The 18,333-nt window shown below is 59.5% G+C and carries 16 protein-coding genes; 6 read left to right on the top strand and 10 right to left on the bottom strand.

Features of this window, described 5'->3' with window-relative positions; all coding sequences use genetic code 11:
* Window positions 1-38: 38 nt before the first annotated feature.
* Window positions 39-1,166 carry a cell division protein ZipA gene (gene zipA / locus ASF13_RS17360; protein WP_056239145.1) on the bottom strand — a complete coding sequence of 376 codons (1,128 nt, stop codon included), beginning with the start codon at window positions 1,164-1,166 and terminating at the stop codon, window positions 39-41.
* Between the two features lie 220 nt (window positions 1,167-1,386).
* Between zipA and cysZ the strand changes: the two genes are divergently transcribed.
* From cysZ to crr, 5 genes are all read left to right on the top strand, one after another.
* Entirely contained in the window at window positions 1,387-2,157 is a 771-nt protein-coding gene (cysZ, locus tag ASF13_RS17355; RefSeq protein ID WP_056239142.1) for a sulfate transporter CysZ, read from the top strand.
* Window positions 2,158-2,393: 236 nt separating this feature from the next.
* Window positions 2,394-3,362 (top strand): cysteine synthase A, encoded by a 969-nt coding sequence (gene cysK / locus ASF13_RS17350; RefSeq protein ID WP_056239139.1) that lies wholly within the window; start codon window positions 2,394-2,396, stop codon window positions 3,360-3,362.
* A gap of 381 nt (window positions 3,363-3,743) precedes the next feature.
* Window positions 3,744-4,001, top strand: a complete 258-nt coding sequence (gene ptsH, locus ASF13_RS17345; protein WP_034916267.1) for a phosphocarrier protein Hpr — start codon at window positions 3,744-3,746, stop codon at window positions 3,999-4,001.
* A 207-nt stretch (window positions 4,002-4,208) separates the two neighbouring features.
* A complete protein-coding gene (gene ptsI, locus ASF13_RS17340) occupies window positions 4,209-5,936 on the top strand; it encodes a phosphoenolpyruvate-protein phosphotransferase PtsI (RefSeq protein ID WP_056239136.1) in 1,728 nt (575 codons plus the stop codon).
* 43 nt (window positions 5,937-5,979) lie between these two features.
* Window positions 5,980-6,483 (top strand): PTS glucose transporter subunit IIA, encoded by a 504-nt coding sequence (gene crr, locus ASF13_RS17335; protein WP_056239132.1) that lies wholly within the window; start codon window positions 5,980-5,982, stop codon window positions 6,481-6,483.
* Between the two features lie 49 nt (window positions 6,484-6,532).
* Here the strand turns inward: crr and ASF13_RS17330 are convergent, their stop codons facing one another.
* The 9 genes from ASF13_RS17330 to ASF13_RS17290 form a co-directional block, all read right to left on the bottom strand.
* Entirely contained in the window at window positions 6,533-7,231 is a 699-nt protein-coding gene (locus ASF13_RS17330; protein WP_056239129.1) for a GntR family transcriptional regulator, read from the bottom strand.
* Window positions 7,232-7,276: 45 nt separating this feature from the next.
* The gene (locus tag ASF13_RS17325; protein WP_056239126.1) at window positions 7,277-8,752 is read right to left on the bottom strand and encodes an ATP-binding protein; all 1,476 of its coding nucleotides are present in this window, start codon (window positions 8,750-8,752) and stop codon (window positions 7,277-7,279) included.
* Complete coding sequence (locus tag ASF13_RS17320) at window positions 8,749-9,429, bottom strand: response regulator transcription factor (RefSeq protein ID WP_056239123.1); 681 nt, start codon at window positions 9,427-9,429, stop codon at window positions 8,749-8,751. Before ASF13_RS17320 ends, ASF13_RS17325 begins: the two co-directional genes overlap by 4 nt.
* A 170-nt stretch (window positions 9,430-9,599) precedes the next feature.
* The gene (cysM, locus tag ASF13_RS17315; protein WP_056239119.1) at window positions 9,600-10,478 is read right to left on the bottom strand and encodes a cysteine synthase CysM; all 879 of its coding nucleotides are present in this window, start codon (window positions 10,476-10,478) and stop codon (window positions 9,600-9,602) included.
* Window positions 10,479-10,550: 72 nt separating this feature from the next.
* Window positions 10,551-11,639 (bottom strand): sulfate/thiosulfate ABC transporter ATP-binding protein CysA, encoded by a 1,089-nt coding sequence (cysA, locus tag ASF13_RS17310; RefSeq protein WP_056239116.1) that lies wholly within the window; start codon window positions 11,637-11,639, stop codon window positions 10,551-10,553.
* A complete protein-coding gene (gene cysW / locus ASF13_RS17305) occupies window positions 11,629-12,504 on the bottom strand; it encodes a sulfate/thiosulfate ABC transporter permease CysW (RefSeq protein WP_056239114.1) in 876 nt (291 codons plus the stop codon). Before cysW ends, cysA begins: the two co-directional genes overlap by 11 nt.
* Window positions 12,504-13,337 carry a sulfate/thiosulfate ABC transporter permease CysT gene (gene cysT, locus ASF13_RS17300; RefSeq protein ID WP_056239726.1) on the bottom strand — a complete coding sequence of 278 codons (834 nt, stop codon included), beginning with the start codon at window positions 13,335-13,337 and terminating at the stop codon, window positions 12,504-12,506. The genes cysW and cysT overlap by 1 nt, the downstream gene beginning before the upstream one ends.
* A 3-nt stretch (window positions 13,338-13,340) precedes the next feature.
* Complete coding sequence (locus ASF13_RS17295) at window positions 13,341-14,354, bottom strand: sulfate ABC transporter substrate-binding protein (RefSeq protein WP_056239111.1); 1,014 nt, start codon at window positions 14,352-14,354, stop codon at window positions 13,341-13,343.
* A 396-nt stretch (window positions 14,355-14,750) separates the two neighbouring features.
* Complete coding sequence (locus tag ASF13_RS17290) at window positions 14,751-17,075, bottom strand: molybdopterin-dependent oxidoreductase (RefSeq protein ID WP_056239109.1); 2,325 nt, start codon at window positions 17,073-17,075, stop codon at window positions 14,751-14,753.
* A 235-nt stretch (window positions 17,076-17,310) separates the two neighbouring features.
* Here ASF13_RS17290 and ASF13_RS17285 point away from each other — a divergent pair, with 235 nt between their 5' ends.
* Window positions 17,311-18,291 (top strand): sugar ABC transporter substrate-binding protein, encoded by a 981-nt coding sequence (locus ASF13_RS17285; RefSeq protein WP_056239107.1) that lies wholly within the window; start codon window positions 17,311-17,313, stop codon window positions 18,289-18,291.
* The last annotated feature ends 42 nt before the right edge of the window (window positions 18,292-18,333 follow it).

Raw genomic sequence — 18,333 nt, 5'->3', positions numbered from 1 at the left:
CGGGCGGGGGTTCAGAAAACGGGTCGGTGAGTGAAACCTTAGTGACTGTTGGCGTCAATCACGTCGCGAATGCGCGACTTGTAGGTTTCCAGCTTTTGCGGCGTCATCATCCGGCGGTCGTCATCCAGCACCACGCCGCCGACGTCGTCGGCGATACGCTGGGCAGACTGAAGCATCAGCTTGAAGTTCTGATGCGCATCACCGTAAGAGGGCACCATCATAAAGATTGATACGCCAGGGGTGGTAAAGTCCGACATGTTATCCGGGTTAAAGGAGCCGGGCTTAACCATATTCGCCAGGCTGAACAGCACCGGGCCACTGCCCGCCGGGTTCAGGTGACGATGGAAAATATTCATTTCGCCAAACTGGAAGCCGGCCTGCAGCACACCCTGCAGCAGCGCTTCGCCGCTGATGGTGCTACCGGCGTGGGCGGTAACGTGCAGCACCAACACCGTCTCTTTACGGCGCGCCTCTTCACGTGGCGAGGATGCGGCAGGCTGTGCCGGTTGAGCATGCGGCTCGTGGCGAGGCGCACTGGCCTCAACCCGCGGCGCCGCCGGCGCATGCGTCGGCTGAGCAGCAGCCGGGGCATGTGGCACCACCCCAGGCTGATGCTGAGGCTGATGCGGCGCTGTTACCGGCGCTGGCGCGTGCGGCTGAGGTGCAGCCGTATGAGGCTGAACCGGAGCAGCGGCGTGCGGCTGAGGAGCAGCCGTGTGAGGCTGAACCGGAGCAGCGGCGTGCGGCTGGGGTACGGCGTGAGCCGGCTCACGCGCCGGGGCGTAATGTGGCTCCTGCGGGTCGGCATAGCGCGCTTCAGGGCGCGGCGTACCGAACAACGGATCGGATTCCGCTGCAGGCGCTGGCGGCGCATAATGGGCCGTTTCCTGACGAATTTCAGGCTGACGCGGTGGCTCATCCCCGGCGTTAAATCCGCTGAGCGACGGTTCTGACGGCTCCGGCTGGCTGCGATGCACGCGCACCTCACCCACGCCTTCGTGGTCATCCTCGAAAGACTCTTCTGGTTCCTGCTTTAAGCGCTTGTGCGGGCGATCGCGAAATACCGATGAGCGCTCTTTACGGCTGGTCCACAGACCGTGCAGTAACAGCGCTATGATTGCGATCGCGCCAACAACGATTAATATCAGACGCAAATCCTGCATCATTGTATTCTCTGTTGTTCCAATACCTTGCCACCGCGGCAAACTTTACCCTCTAACTGTATTTGCCAGCGTACACAAGTGCAAGTCTGTGCAGTATTTTCTGACAAATATCTCATTAATCGGGCGTTTTATCGCTGTTTTTTCAGCCAGCGCCGTCCTGTAAAGCGGAAAAAGCTGAGTTATGATAGCGAATCATTGACCGTTCACAGGAGTAACGCCGTTCATGGCACGTCCAAATAGCGATCCGGATCATAGCGGAATCCATTATTTCACCGAAGGCTGGCGGCTGATTACGCTGCCCGGTATTCGCCGATTTGTCATCATGCCGCTGCTGGTTAACATCCTGCTGATGGGTAGCGCGTTTATCTGGCTGTTCCGTCGCCTGGGCCAGTGGATGCCTGACCTGATGGCGCGGGTGCCGGACTGGTTGCAGTGGTTGAGCTATCTGCTGTGGCCACTGGTGGTGCTGTCTATCATTTTAGTCTTTAGTTACTTTTTCTCCACCGTAGCTAACTGGATTGCGGCACCTTTTTGCGGGCTGCTGGCGGAACAGCTGGAAGCACGGCTTACCGGCGAGGCGCTGCCGGACGGCGGCTGGGCCGGAATGGTGAAAGATATTCCCCGCATTATGAAACGCGAATGGCAGAAGCTGGCGTATTACCTGCCGCGGGCGCTGGTGTTACTGCTGCTCTATTTTATCCCGGGATTTGGCCAGATCGTTGCCCCGGTCCTGTGGTTCCTGTTCAGCGCATGGATGCTGGCGATCCAGTATGGCGACTACCCGTTCGACAACCATAAGGTGAGTTTTCCGCAGATGCGGGCCGCGTTGCGCCAGCATAAAACGGTGAATATGCAGTTTGGTGCGCTGGTCAGCCTGTTTACCCTGGTGCCGGTGCTGAACCTGGTGATTATGCCGGTTGCCGTCTGCGGTGCCACGGCGCTGTGGGTGGATCGCTATCGCTCGCAGCTGGCCAGCAGCGCTTCGGGCCGTTAACCTCCCCCCTTCTCACGACGCCAGCGGTTGATCTACCGGCATCATCACCACCTTTTGCGGTTCAGGGCAAAAATGGTGGTGATGGTGCCCACCTCTTAGTCCGCCCGCGCTTATGCCTTTTCTTCAGGGCTTATTTCAGCAGAACATATATATATACGATTTCTTCACTTCCTTGAGAAATTGAACAAGGTATGCTCTAGGTCGTTCCCAATATTTCATACAGTTAAGGACAGGCTATGAGTAAGATCTATGAAGACAATTCTTTAACAATCGGTCATACGCCGCTGGTTCGACTGAACCGCATCGGTAATGGACGCATTCTGGCTAAAGTGGAGTCGCGTAACCCTAGCTTCAGCGTCAAATGCCGTATCGGTGCCAATATGATTTGGGACGCGGAAAAACGCGGCATCCTGAAGCCGGGTATCGAACTGGTTGAACCGACCAGCGGTAACACCGGTATTGCTCTCGCCTACGTGGCCGCGGCGCGCGGATATAAACTGACGCTGACCATGCCGGAAACCATGAGCGTCGAGCGCCGCAAGCTGCTGAAGGCGCTGGGTGCCAACCTGGTGTTGACCGAAGGTGCTAAAGGCATGAAAGGCGCCATCGCCAAAGCGGAAGAGATTGTCGCCGGCGATCCGAACAAATACGTGCTGCTGCAGCAGTTCAGCAACCCGGCCAACCCGGCGATCCATGAACAGACCACCGGCCCTGAAATCTGGGAAGATACCGAAGGCGAAGTGGACGTGTTTATCGCCGGCGTCGGCACCGGCGGCACCCTGACCGGGGTCAGCCGTTACATCAAGAATACCAAAGGCAAAAAAGCGCTGATCTCCGTGGCGGTTGAGCCAACCGACTCACCGGTGATCGCCCAGGCGCTGGCCGGCGACGAAATTAAACCGGGCCCGCACAAAATTCAGGGCATCGGTGCCGGTTTTATCCCGGGTAACCTCGATCTGAACCTGGTTGACCGCGTAGTGGCGATCTCTAATGAAGACGCTATCGCTACCGCCCGCCGTCTGATGGAAGAGGAAGGCATTCTGGCCGGTATCTCTTCCGGTGCCGCCGTAGCTGCCGCACTGAAACTGCAGGAAGAAGAGGCTTTTGCTGGCAAAAACATCGTGGTGATTCTGCCCTCTTCCGGTGAGCGTTACCTCTCTACCGCACTGTTTGCCGACCTGTTCACTGAAAAAGAACTTCAGTAAGCCCAATACCGCCATCTGCACAAAAAAGCACCCATTTGGGTGCTTTTTTGTGGCATACGTCAAAGTTTTGCCACGTTACAGATTGCTTTTACCCTCGGGTGTCTGGTATTTAAGCTGGCAATTATTTCGATCCGTAAAATTAATCGTAGCGTGACATGGATCGGGCTGAATCGATTTACTGATTTGGCGCATTACGGCAAAGCGCGGCATAATGTAAAGTGGAAAAACGGTGGCGAGTCCGTGATTTTCTCCCGTTTTGATTCCTGCTTACCCGCGTCTTTTTGCAACGTTATTGCCGGACGCTCACCCATACAGGCCAGAGCCTCGTTAACCCGGAGCTTTGGACTTACAACACCAAACCTAATTAGTTGGGGAAACACCATGTTCCAGCAAGAAGTGACCATTACCGCACCAAACGGCCTGCACACCCGCCCTGCTGCTCAGTTCGTTAAAGAAGCGAAAGCCTTTGCGTCTGAAATCACCGTGACCTCTAACGGCAAATCCGCCAGCGCGAAAAGCCTGTTCAAGCTGCAGACCCTGGGTCTGACTCAGGGCACCGTGGTGACCCTGTCTGCTGAAGGCGAAGACGAGCAGAAAGCCGTTGAGCACCTGGTTAAACTGATGGCAGAGCTCGAGTAATCAGACCGCTTTCAGCTCGTGAGCCGCAGCGTTGTGGCGCAGAGTGCAGTTTTCTTGATCGCGGACAGCCTGTCCGCGATGTTATTTGCGTACTCTGACGCGGATACCTAATAAAACGGCGCTCAGGCCAGTACGCTGACTGGATAAACTGATGCAGTCATCCTGCGCACAGCGCCGGTGATAATCTAAGACAGAATAGGTAAGGTTATGATTTCAGGCATTTTAGCATCACCGGGTATCGCTTTCGGCAAAGCGCTTTTGCTGAAAGAAGATGAGATTGTTATTAACCGGAAAAAGATTTCTGCTGACCAGGTTGAGCAGGAAGTTCAGCGTTTTCTTGACGGTCGTGGCAAGGCTGCCGTGCAGCTGGAAGCGATCCGCATTAAAGCCGGGGAAACCTTAGGCGAAGAGAAAGCGGCCATCTTCGAAGGGCACATCATGCTGCTGGAAGATGAAGAACTTGAGCAGGAAATCATTGCCCTGATCAAAGACGATCACGCCTCTGCCGATGCGGCTGCCTTTTCTGTTATTGATGGCCAGGCGAAAGCGCTGGAAGAGCTGGACGATGAATACCTGAAGGAGCGCGCGGCGGACGTGCGTGATATCGGTAAACGTCTGCTGCAGAACATTCTCGGCCTGCACATTGTTGACCTCAGCGCGATTCAGGAAGAAGTCCTGCTGATTGCCCACGATCTGACCCCGTCAGAAACCGCACAGCTGAACCTGAACAAGGTGCTGGGCTTTATCACCGACATCGGTGGCCGTACGTCGCACACCTCGATCATGGCTCGCTCTCTCGAGCTGCCGGCAATCGTCGGTACCGGCAACGTGACCAGCGTGATCAACAACGGTGACTACATCATTCTGGATGGCGTAAACAACGAAGTTTACGTTAACCCGACCAGCGAGAAAATCGACGAACTGAAAGCGGTTGCCAATCAGTATTTGTCTGAAAAGAACGAGCTGGCCAAACTGAAAGACCTGCCGGCCATTACGCTGGACGGCCATCAGGTAGAAGTGTGCGCTAACATTGGCACCGTGCGCGACGTCGCCGGCGCAGAGCGTAATGGCGCAGAAGGCGTGGGCCTGTACCGTACCGAGTTCCTGTTTATGGACCGCGACGCCCTGCCAACCGAAGACGAGCAGTTCCAGGCGTACAAAGCCGTGGCTGAAGCCGTGGGTGCGCAGGCGGTGATCGTGCGTACCATGGATATTGGCGGCGACAAAGACCTGCCGTACATGAACCTGCCGAAAGAGGACAACCCGTTCCTCGGCTGGCGCGCCATCCGTATCGCGATGGATCGTACCGAAATTCTGCATGCGCAGCTGCGCGCCATCCTGCGCGCCAGCGCCTTTGGCAAGCTGCGTATCATGTTCCCGATGGTGATTTCCGTTGAGGAAGTGCGTTTCCTGAAAGCAGAGCTGGAACAGCTGAAAGTGCAACTGCGTGCGGAAGGCAAAGCCTTCGACGAGAGCATTGAAGTCGGCATCATGGTCGAAACACCTGCTTCAGCCGTGATCGCCCATCACCTGGCTAAGGAAGTTGATTTCTTTAGTATTGGGACAAACGACCTGACGCAGTATACTCTGGCAGTGGATCGCGGTAACGATCTGATCTCCCATCTCTACAACCCAATGTCACCATCCGTACTGACGCTGATTAAGCAGGTTATTGATGCTTCGCATGCGGAAGGTAAATGGACCGGCATGTGTGGTGAGCTGGCAGGCGATGAACGTGCTACACTACTGTTATTGGGAATGGGGCTGGATGAGTTCAGCATGAGTGCCATTTCTATCCCAGGCATCAAGAAAATTATTCGTAATACGAATTTCGAAGATGCTAAGGCATTAGCAGAGCAGGCGCTGGCTCAACCGACCGCGGATGAGCTGATGCAGCTGGTTAACAAGTTCATTGAAGAAAAAACACTCTGCTAAGGCCCGGAGACGCTGGCCCAATATGACTGCTTAGGAGAAAAACATGGGTTTGTTTTCAAAACTTTTTGGCGATAAGTCGGATTCCGCATCTGGTGCCATTGAGATCGTAGCGCCGCTGTCTGGTGAAATCGTCAACATCGAAGACGTACCGGACGTGGTGTTTGCGGAGAAGATTGTTGGCGACGGCATCGCTATCAAACCATCTGGCAATAAAATGGTTGCGCCGGTTGATGGCACCATCGGTAAAATTTTCGAAACCAATCATGCGTTTTCCATCGAGTCTGACAGCGGCATTGAGCTGTTTGTCCACTTTGGTATCGACACGGTTGAGCTGAAGGGCGAAGGCTTTAAGCGCATCGCTGAAGAAGGTCAGAAAGTGAAGAAAGGTGACGTAGTCATCGAATTCGATCTGGCACTTCTGGAAGAGAAAGCGAAATCTACCCTGACGCCTGTCGTGATCTCTAACATGGATGAGATCAAAGAGCTGGTCAAACTGACGGGTAGCGTCACCGTAGGTGAAACGCCGGTTATCCGCATCAAAAAGTAATCTGATGCGTCACAGAAAGCCCTCTGGCCAGCCGGTCAGAGGGCTTTTTTTATGGCTCAAATGAGAGCGCTTCACGCAGGTTATCGGGGACAGCGTCGCTGTCGGTCACCCGCAGCAGATCCTCCAGCAACGCCAGGTGGCTATGCAGCAGCACCTGAGCCTGCTCCTGCTCCCCTGCCCTGAGCGCGCTGATAATCGCGGCGTGCTCATCCGACTGACAGCAGGGTGAGGCGTTACGCTGATAGAGCGAGACGATTAGCGCGCTGCGCACCATCAGGCTGGTCAGCATCTCATCCAGCACCCGGTTATCTGCTATACGGGCCAGTAGCAGATGAAATGCACTCAGCAGCCTGACCACCTCACGGCGATCGCCGCTGGCAATCGCCTGTTGTTCAGCCTGCATATGTCTGTCGATCGCCGCCTGGTGACGCTGCATTTTTTCAACGGTGATCTCCGCCAACAGCGCGCGCTCAAGCGCATGCCGCGCGCTGAACACTTCCCGCGCCTCACGCGCGCCGGGCTTTGCCACCCGCGCGCCGCGGTTGGGGGAAATCGTCACCACGTGCTGTAAGGCCAGCCGCTGCAGCGCAGCCTGAACGTGATTGCGGTTAGCCGCCAGCGCGTCAACAATCTGCGCCTCGACCAGCCGCGTTCCGGGCGCAATGCGCTGTTCGGCAATCGCCCGTGAAAGCGCATCGATAATGCGCTGTACTTCCTGCTGCCTTGCACTGATGACCCGAGTGCTCATCGCGCTCCCCCTCCAGGTAAAAATTAAAAACGGGCGATCCGGCCCTCAAATAACCCAGTGTGGCAAACGTATGGTGAGCTCCAGCCCACCATCACGGGCGTTAACGGCCTTCACTTCACCCTGATGTGCCAGCACCACTTTACGCACGATCGATAACCCGAGGCCATAGCCTTTGCCTGAAAGTGGTGAATTAACGCGCACAAAGGGATCAAAAATACTGGAAAGCTTTTCGGCGTCAACGCCCGGCCCGCGGTCGCGCACGGTAATACTCAGCCAGTGATGATCGCGCCGCAGGTCGATAGTGACCTGCTGCCCCTGCAGCGAGAAACGCAGCGCGTTGCGTACCACGTTTTCCACCGCCGAGCGGATCAGATTGGCATCGCCCTTCACCGTGTAATCCTGCTGCTGATCGGCGTGCAGCAGCACCTCCACGCCCGGGATCTGCGCCTCGTAGCGGGCGTCGTTGGCCACCGCCTCCAGCAGCCCCAGCAGGTCGAAATACTGCTCATCAGGCAGCTTCTGGTGTTCGGCGCGCGACAGCGACAGCAGTTCGCCGATCATTTTATCCAGCCGCCGCGCCTCTTCATCGATGCGGTCCAGCGAGGCCTCCACCGAGGCCGGGGTCTGACGCGCCAGGCCGGTGGCCAGCTGCAGACGGGCCAGCGGCGAGCGCAGTTCGTGGGAGACGTCGTGCAGCAGCTCTTCGCGGGCGCTGACCAGCACCGACAGGCGTTCCACCATTGCGTCGAAGTCGGCGGCCACCACCGACAGCTCATCGTGGCGACGGCGCATGGCCGGAAAAAGCCGCACCGAAAGATCGCCTTTCGAGATGCGCGCAAAACCTTCGCTCAGCTGACGCATCGGCCGGGTCAGGTTCCACGCCAGCAGCAGGCTGAACAGCAGGCCGCAGCCGCCGCCGGCGATAAACAGCGGCAGCGGCATATTGAGAATGTCGCCGTGCCGCCGCTCCTGACGCTCATCCTCACGCAGGCTGGCAACGTCATAGCTCAGCTGCCACTGCTGGCCCTGCGCATCAGTGACACGCTCCGTCAGTCGGGCAGGAAACTCACCCGGCGGCGCGCCGCTGGGCTCTGCGGCGTCCTCCGCCGCTGTCGATTGCGGATCGCGGCGTGGCGAACCTTCACCGGTGGTTAAGAGTGGCGGAGAAGCGGCCCCGGCGGCAGGCGATCGCTGGATGGCAGACGCCGACGCCCCTGCGCTGGCGGACGGATCGGGCGATATGCTGCCCAGCGGCTGCACCGAGAAGAAGCGGCGCTCGTCCTGGGTCCAGCCGGCGATGGTCCCCTGCAGCGCGTTCAGGCCGCCGTACTGCAGCACCGAGGCCGCAGAGGCCATCTGCAGCTCGGCGATGCGCCGGGCGGCCTGCATCTCCGGCGGCTCGTGGTGTTTGTTGCCGTAAAAGTTAAAGCTCAGCCACATAATCTGGCTGATGCCGATAAAGGTTAACCAGAAGCCGAGCAGAATTTTCCAGAACAGAATGCCGCGAAAGCGAGACTTCATCGGATACGGTAGCCGATACTGCGCACCGTTTCGATATTGACCGTCTCCCGGGTCAGGGCCGACAGTTTCTGACGGATATTGCTGATATGCACGTCAACGCTGCGATCGTAGGCTTCGCGCGGCCGTCCCAGCCCTTTTTCCGACAGCTCATCCTTCGACACCACCCGATCCGGCGAACGCAGCAGCAGGTCCAGCAGGTTGAATTCGGAGGCGGTCAGGTCGAACGGAACATTTTTCCACTCGCTGGTGCGGGTAGCCGGATTGAGGGTCAGATCGCCCCAGCCGATGACGTCTTTGTTCTCCACCACCGCCGGTTGCTCTTCCACCCGGCGCAGCACCGCGCGCAGGCGGGCGACCAGTTCACGCGGATAGCAGGGCTTTGGAACGTAGTCATCCGCGCCCATCTCCAGGCCGATCACCCGGTCAATGTTGTCACCTTTGGCGGTCAGCATAATCACCGGCAGGCGGCTGTTCTGACGCACCTGGCGCAGCACGTCGATGCCGCTCATATCCGGCAGCATGATGTCGAGGATCATGGCGTTAAAGTCGCCGGACAGCGCGCCCGCGACGCCGGCTTTGCCGGTCAGCACCAGCTGGGCGTCAAAACCTTCGGCAATCAGGTACTGGCTGAGCATGGTGCCCAGTTCAAGGTCGTCATCGACCAGTAAAATTTTCATACGGGATCTCTCAGTGGTATCGCCGCTATTTTCACCTGGCAAGGGTGAAGACGCAGCCGCTTTTACCCAATCCTTACAGTTAGCACAGGATCGGGGGCCGGTGTTATCCCCGTTTGAGCCACACCGGCACAAATAATTCCACGCTCAGCGAGAAATAAACCGCTTGCGGCTCAGTAGACGCCGGTTGAGAGATAGCGATCGCCGCGATCGCAGATAATCGCAACCACCACGCTGCCCGGCTGTTCAGCCGCGATACGCAGCGCGCCGGCCACCGCACCGCCGGAGCTGACGCCGCAGAATACCCCTTCCTGACGCGCCAGTTGCCGCATGGTCTGTTCTGCCTCCTGCTGCGACATATCCAGCACGCGGTCAACCAGCTCCGGACGGTAGATCCCCGGCAGGTAGGCGGCCGGCCAGCGACGGATGCCGGGAATGCTGCTGCCTTCGGCAGGCTGCAGGCCAACCACCTGCACCTCGGGGCTTTGCTCTTTCAGGAAACGGCCAACGCCGCTGATGGTGCCGGTGGTGCCCATGCTGGAGACAAAATGGCTGATGCGCCCGGCGGTCTGCTGCCAGATTTCCGGCCCGGTGGTCAGATAGTGGCCAAGCGGGTTATCCGGGTTATTAAACTGATCCAGCACCTTACCCTCGCCGCGCGCTGCCATCTCCAGCGCCAGGTCACGCGCCCCTTCCATTCCCTGTTCACGGCTGACCAGGATTAGCTCCGCACCGTAGGCGCGCATCGCCGCCTGCCGCTCAACGCTCATGTTGTCCGGCATCAGCAGCTTGAGCGCGTAGCCTTTCATGGCGGCGATCATCGCCAGCGCTATGCCGGTGTTGCCGCTGGTGGCCTCAATCAGCACGTCACCCGGACGGATCTCATCGCGGGCTTCGGCCTGCTGGATCATCGACAGCGCCGCGCGATCTTTCACCGATCCCGCCGGGTTGTTGCCTTCCAGCTTCAGCCAGATCTCACTGCCGTTGTCAGGCCCAAGCCGCTGCAGGCGGATCAGCGGCGTATTGCCGATAGTTTGTTCAAGTGTGGTCACAGTCGCATCCCGTACGCCGAAAACAACAGGGGCTGGAATTATCCAGCCCCTGTTTATAAGCCCATCAAAATATCAGGCGCTTTGCGCGAAGGCAACCGCGCGCAGCGCGGTATCACCCTGATAGAGACGCGCCTGCGCCAGGCCAACAAACAGGCGCTCGCCGCGCAGCGGCGAGGTCTGCTCTCCCTCCAGCACCACGGTGATCGGTTCGCTGCTCCAGCCGTCCGGCTGCACCACCAGCTGCCAGTAGTGGCCGCGCGGGCTGATCTCCAGCACCTTCACCGGCAGCGGTGACTCCAGGCTGCTCTGACGGCTGACGCTGATTTCCCACGGACGCAGAAACAGCTCCACCGCCCCCTGGTGCGCCGGCGTGTAGCCCAGCGGCCAGTGGTGCGCACCTACGTGGAAATGAGAACCGTGCACTTCGCCGTCAAAACGGTTTACTTCGCCAAGGAACTCCAGCACAAAACGGGTCGCCGGGTCGCGCCACACCTCTTCCGGCGTGCCGACCTGTTCAATGTTGCCCTGGCTCATCACCACCACCCGATCGGCCACTTCCATCGCCTCTTCCTGATCGTGAGTGACGAACACGCTGGTGAACTTCAGCTCTTCGTGCAGCTGACGCAGCCAGCGGCGCAGCTCTTTACGCACCTGGGCATCCAGCGCGCCGAACGGCTCATCCAGCAGCAGGATCTGCGGCTCCACCGCCAGCGCACGGGCCAGCGCCACACGCTGCTTCTGGCCGCCGGAGAGCTGTGACGGAAAGCGGTTTGCCAGATGAGCCAGCTGAACCATCTCCAGCAGGCGGGTCACCTTCTGCTTAATCTCAGCCGTCGACGGGCGTTCGCGGCGCGGCAGCACGGTCAGACCAAAGGCGATGTTGTCGAACACCGTCATATGGCGGAACAGCGCATAGTGCTGGAACACAAACCCCACCTGACGGTCGCGGGCGTGTACCCGGCTGACGTCCTTACCGTGGAAGCTCAGGCGACCGCTGTTCTGGTTCTCCAGCCCGGCGATAATGCGCAGCAGCGTGGTCTTGCCGGAGCCGGACGGCCCGAGCAGCGCCACCATCTGGCCGGAAGGGATATCCAGCGAAATATCGTTCAGGACTTTCGTCTTGCCGAAGGATTTGTTGATGCTACCAATCTCAATGCTCATGATTCCCCTCCTGTTGCAAACGCTTTTGCTGGCTCTCTAATCGCCACTGCACCGCGCTCTTTAAAAACAGCGTCACTATCGCCATCAGGGTCAACAGCGCCGCGGCGGTAAACGCGCCGACGGTGTTGTAATCCTGATGCAGTAATTCAACCTGTAACGGCAGCGTGTAAGTTTCCCCGCGCACCGATCCGGATACCACCGACACCGCACCAAACTCGCCGATGGCGCGGGCGTTGGTCAGCACCACGCCGTACAGGAGCGCCCAGCGGATGTTCGGCAGGGTCACGCGCCAGAACATCTTCCAGCCGGACGCGCCCAGCAGCACCGCCGCTTCATCTTCGTGACTGCCCTGGCTGAGCATCACCGGCACCAGCTCACGCACCACGAACGGACAGGTGACGAAAATGGTGACCAGCGCCATCCCCTGCCAGGAGAACATCAGCTGGATATTGTGCGCATCCAGCCAGCCGCCTGCCGGACCATTAACGCCCCAGAACAACAGGTACATCAGCCCGGCCACCACCGGCGACACGGCAAACGGAATATCAAACAGCGTTAACAGCAGCTGGCGACCAGGGAAGGTGAAACGCGTCACCAGCCAGGCCAGCAGCGTACCGAATACCAGGTTAACCGGCACGGCCACCAGCGCAATCAGCACCGTCAGCCAGATCGAGTGCAGCATGTCGCTGTCCTGCAGGTTGCTGAACGTCGCCAGCAGCCCTTCAGAAAAGGCGGCGGCGAAGATCGCTACCAGCGGCACCACCAGCAGGAAAATAGAGATCAGCATGCCCAGGCCAATCAGGATCCATTTGCCCCACGGCAGCGGGGCGCGTCCGGCCTGTTTCAAATCGGTTACCTCTGCCATCAGTGACCTCCGATACGGCGGCCAAAGCGGCTCTGCAGGGTGTTAATCGCGAACAGCAGCAGCAGCGACGCGGCAAGGATCACCGAGGCGATGGCGCTGGCCGCCGGGTAGTCAAACTCCTGCAGACGTACGAAAATCATCAGCGAGGTGACTTCGGTTTTCCAGGCGATATTGCCAGCGATAAAAATCACCGCGCCAAACTCGCCGAGGCTGCGGGTAAAGGATAAGGCGGTGCCGGCCAGCAGCGCGGGTGCCACTTCAGGCAACACCACGCGGCGGAAGCTCTGCCACGGGCTGGCACCGAGGGTTTCAGCCGCCTCTTCATACTCCGGCCCCAGCTCTTCCAGCACCGGCTGAACGGTACGCACCACAAAGGGAATGCTGGTAAAGGCCATCGCCACCGCGATGCCCAGCCAGGTGTAAGAAACCTTAATACCAAACTGCGCCAGCCACTCACCGTACCAGCCGTTCACGGCGAAGATGCCCGACAGCGTCAGGCCGGCCACCGCGGTCGGCAGCGCAAACGGCAGGTCCATCAGGCCATCCAGCAGCGCGCGGCCAGGGAAACGGTAGCGGGTGAGGATCCACGCCATCAGCATGCCAAACAGCGCGTTGAAGATTGAGGCCACGCCCGCCGCCAGCAGCGTTACCTCATAGGCGGCCACCACCTGCGGGTTGGTGACTACCTCCCAGTACTGCGCCAGCGTCATCTGCGACAGCTGCATCAGCAGCGCGCTGATCGGCAGCAGCAGGATCAGGCAGGTGAAAAACAGGCTGCTGCCGAGGCTCAGTCCAAAGCCGGGCAGCACGCGCTTACTCGTGTTTGCAAACATCAATTAACGCCCCGCCGCCAGCAGCTTGTCCAGCTCGCCACCGCTGACGAAGTGGGTTTTCATCACCTGCTCCCAGCTGCCGAACGCGTCTTCAACCCGGAACAGGTCGGTCTGCGGGAAACGGGCTTTCTGCTCGGCCATCAGCTGCGGGTTGTTCACGCGGTAATAGTACTGGGTGATAATCTGCTGTGCCGCCGGGGTGTAGAGGTAGTTCAGGTAGGCTTTCGCCGCCTCGGTGGTGCCGTTGGCCTCAGTATTTTTGTCGACCCACGCCACCGGGAATTCCGCCAGAATATTGGTTTTCGGCACGATCACTTCGTAACCGTCTTTCTCATACTGGTTACGGATGTTGTTCACTTCCGACTCAAAGCTGATCAGCACGTCACCCAGCCCGCGCTCCACGAAGGTGGTGGTGGCACCACGGCCGCCGGTATCAAACACCTGCACGTTTTTCAGGAAGCGGGTCATAAACTGTTGGGTTTTTGCCGCATCTTTGCCGTCGGCTTTATCCGCCGCGCCCCAGGCCGCCAGGTAGGTATAACGGGCGTTACCGGAGGTTTTCGGGTTCGGGAAGATCAGCTTCACGTCATCACGCACCAGATCGTTCCAGTCGTGAATGTTTTTCGGGTTGCCCTTGCGCACCAGGAACGCCATGGTCGAATAGAACGGCGAGCTGGCGTTCGGCAGGCGCTGCTGCCAGTCGGCCGGGATCAGCTGGCCTTTGTCGTGCAGGATCTGCACGTCGGTCACCTGGTTATAGGTGACCACGTCGGCTTTCAGCCCCTGCAAAATCGCCAGCGCCTGCTTTGAAGAGCCGGCGTGCGACTGACGGATGGTCAGGGTGTCGCCAGGGTGCTGCTCCGCCCACTGTTTTTCAAACGGCGTGTTCAGCGCGGCAAACAGCTCGCGTGACACATCGTAAGAGCTGTTAAGCAGCTCGGTCGCGGCGGCAGAACCGGATAAGAAAAGTGCCAGTACGGCGGCGCTGAGCCGTGTTTTAAGCGTCGGTAACGTCATGGTACACCCTGATAAGCTGAACTGGCTCGCGCCCGGAGACGTTCAGTTTATTTATAACCTCACTAAAAGCAGTAGCGGTTTTATATACCGTTTCGTGATTTGGAATGAGAAAACGCTATAAGGGTGTGGAAATGATTATGCGAAGAAGCGCTAAGCCACGGGCTGACTGCTGGCAGCCTCGCCCGCCGGGGCAGGCAGAGGGCAGCTGGGGGGAGCAGAAGCCAGCCGCTTCCTGCACTGCAGGTACTAAGGGCATTCAGCATTCAGGCATTCAGGCATTCAGGCATTCAGGCATTCAGGCATTCAGGCATTCAGGCATTCAGGCATTCAGGCATTCAGGCATTCAGGCATTCAGCCGGGCATAGTCCGTTAGCCCGGCGCGGGATGCAAGGAGGTTCAGCCCACGTCTTGCGGAGAGGCCGTAAACGCCGGCTGGTCAAACACGGTGATCGGCGGCAGCGGCTCCCGCCAGGCTTCAATTTCCACCCGGCAACTCTGCGCGCTACAGCCCTGCCCCAGCCGCGAGCTGCCGCGATCTTCGGTCAGCACGTTAGGGTTACCGTGTTTGTCGAGCGATCCGGGCTGGCTCGGGTCCAGCGGATCGTACCAGGCACCAGTGGAGATCTGCACCACGCCGCGCAGGATCTGATCGCTGACCTGCGCCCCGGCGAGGATTGCGCCGCGCTGATTAAATACCCGCACCACGCTGCCGTGCGTAATACCACGGGCGGCGGCATCGTCCGGGTGCATCCACAGCGGCTCGCGCCCCTGAATCTTGGTGGCGCGGCTGACGCTGCCGTGGTCGAACTGGCTGTGCAGGCGGGTGCGCGGCTGGCTGGAGAGCAGGTGCAGCGGCCACTGCTGCGCCTGCTGCTGCTGATACTGCGCCTCTTCGTCATCCCACCAGGCGTGGCCCGGGCACTCGCGGTAGCCGAAAGCGGCCACGGTGTCCGAGAACAGCTCGATTTTTCCGGACGGCGTGGAGAGCGGATAGCGCTGCGGATCGGCGCGGAATTCCGCCAGAAACACCTGCGGCTTCGCCGGCGGCGCGTACTCCAGCACTCCCTGCTGCCAGAAATCGTCAAACGGCGGCAGCGTAATCCCCTCCTCCTGGGCGCGCGGCCGCGAATCATCATACAGCTTGCGCAGCCACGCCGCCGGGCTGCGCCCCTCGCTGAACCGTTCGCCGAAACCGAGCCGCTCCGCCAGCCCGCAGAAGATCGCGTAGTCGTCACGCGCTTCCGCCACCGGTGCAATCAGCTGGCGCATGGCAATCATAAAGCCGTCGTGGCCGCCGCTGCCGATGTCCTCGCGCTCCAGAGAAGTGGTCACCGGCAGAATAATGTCCGCGTGGCGCGCCTGCGCCGTCCAGTACTGCTCGTTAACCACCACCGTTTCCGGCTGCCGCCAGGCCTCGACCAGCCGGTTCAGATCCTGATGGTGATGGAAGGCGTTGCCCCCCGCCCAGTAGACCAGGCGGATATCCGGATAGCGCAGCGTCTGGCCGTCAAACGCATACTCGCCGCCGGGGTTAAGCAGCATATCGGACAGCCGCGCCACCGGGATTACGCTGTTAACCTGATTTTTACCGGCGGGCAGCCGCGGGCCGGAGAACACCGCGCGCGCCGCGCCGGCGAGGTTGGTGCAGGCGTAGCCAAAGGCCAGCCCGCCGCCCGGGGTGCCGATCTGGCCGAGCAGCGCGGTCAGCGCCACGGTCGCCCAGTAGGCCTGCTCCCCCTGCCGGGCGCGCTGGATCGACCAGGAGATATTGATCATCGTGCGGCTGGCGGCCATGGTGCGCGCCAGTGCGGTAATGTCACCGGCGTCCAGCCCGGTAATCGCCGCCGCCCACTGCGGCGTTTTCACCACGCCATCGCTCTCGCCCAGCAGATAGGCGCGGAACGGCGCAAAGCCGACGGTGTGGCTGGCGATAAAGCCGTGGTCGACAAGGTCTTCACTGACCAGCACCTGGCACAGCGCCAGCAGCAGGGCGGTATCGGTGCCCGGCTTAATCGCCAGCCACCTGGCGTCCGGCACCGCGCTGAGGTCGTTTTTCACCGGGCTGATGTTGATAAAGCGCACGCCCCGCTGCTGCAGGCGATCCAGCCAGTGTTTCAGCATATGGTCGTTGGCCGCGCCGCCGTTAACCTGCGCGTTGCGCAGCGGCAGGCCGCCGATGGCGACGAACAGCTGGCACTCGCGCTCCAGTTCCGACCAGTGGGTATGCTGGCGGTGCAGCGGGCTGAGCGGGCCGAGAATGTGCGGCAGCACGCGCTCGCCCGCCGCGCTGCTGTAGGTGTTGGTGCTGGCGGTATAGCCGCCAAAGCCTTTCAGAAAGCGGTGCAGCTGGCTCTGCGCGTGGTGAAAACGGCCGGCGCTGGCCCAGCCGTAGGAGCCGCCGAAGATCGCCTCGTTGCCACAACGCGCCTTGACCGATCGCATCTCCCGCGCCACCAGGTCCAGCGCCACCTCCCAGCTCACCTCAACAAAGGGTTCTTTGCCGCGCCCTTCGCGCGATGCCGGGCCGTGCTGCAGATAGCCGAGGCGCACCGACGGGCGCTTCACGCGGGCCTCACTGGTGACGCCGTCCGCCAGCGACTGCCCGATGCGAGACGGATTTTTATCCCACTCAACCGGTGAGACGCTGGTAATGGTTCCGTTATCGGTGGCGACGCGGTAGGTGCCCCAGTGCATCACGGCAAGGTGGTGTTCGTCTTTCATCTCTGGCTCACAAAAAAGGGAAAATACGGCAATTCGCCATCATAGCGCAGGCGTAAAATGGCTTATATGAATTAATTTCACTTTCGACATGAAGAAAGTCGAATATCCTCGACGGCTGTTTTCCTTTATAACATTTTCAGCTATAAGATAGACGCTTTTGTTATTTCGGGTTGCCGGGCTGAATTGTCATGCTAGCCGTCCACCAGTTTACTACTTACACAGGGTTATAATAACAATGAAACACAACGTAAAACTGTTGCCGGTTGCCGTGGCATTATTATCGCTTGCCTCCGCCGCCACTTACGCCGCTGACGCCCCGTCCCTGCAGGGTAAAACCATCGGTATTGCGGTGGTTGGCACCCAGCATTTCTGGGATCGTGAAGCCTATAAAGGCGCCACGGAAGAGGTGGAGAAGCTTGGCGGCAAGGTGGTCGGCGTTGACGGCGGCAGAGATAACCAGGTTCACGCCAATAACCACGATATTCTGCTGTCGCGTAAAGTCGATGCGGTGATCAGTATTCTCGGCGACAGCGCCGTTGAACCGAAATTTAAAGCGCTGCGCGCGGCGAATATTCCGGTCTTTACCGTTGACCACGTCTCCGAATATTCCGTGAATAACACCACGTCAGATAACTATACGCTGGGTTCGACCATCGGCCGTTATATGGCGGACGAACTGGGCGGTAAAGGCAACGTGGCGGTATTTAACGCCTTCTCCAATGCCCTGCGGATCTGCGGCATTCGTTACGATCAGTGGAAGTATGTGCTGAAAGACTACCCGGGCATCCATATTATCCAGCCTGAACTGGCCGAGCAGTTTGCCAACTCGCCGGAAGACGCGCGTAAGAAAACCCTCGAGCTGTTAAGCCAGTATCCGAAAGGCAAGCTGGACGCGATCCACGTGGCCTGCTGGGACCAGCCGGCAATCGGTATCGTACAGGCGCTGGAAGAGACCGGCCGTGACAAAGACGTCAAGGTGACCGCCATCGACGCCGGCCCGGAAACGCTGGAGATCATGGCCGAGCCGGGCAGCCCGCTGGTGGCCAACGTCGCCCAGCAGCCGCACCTGATCGGTCAGACCTCGGCGGATAACGTGGCCCGCTACTTCGCCGGCCAGAAGCTGCCAACCCAAACCTTTATCCCGGTGCTGCCGGTGAAGGGTGAAGCGGAAGCGAAGGCCGTCTACAAACAGCTGGGTTACGGTGAGCTGAAGTAGTGAGCGCTGACAACCTGCAAACTACGGCAGCGGCTACCGGTC

The organism is Erwinia sp. Leaf53 (genome assembly GCF_001422605.1).
GTDB lineage: Bacteria > Pseudomonadota > Gammaproteobacteria > Enterobacterales > Enterobacteriaceae > Erwinia.
Note: the sequence above shows the minus strand (reverse complement) of the source record. Positions and strands in the feature narration are given on the sequence as shown.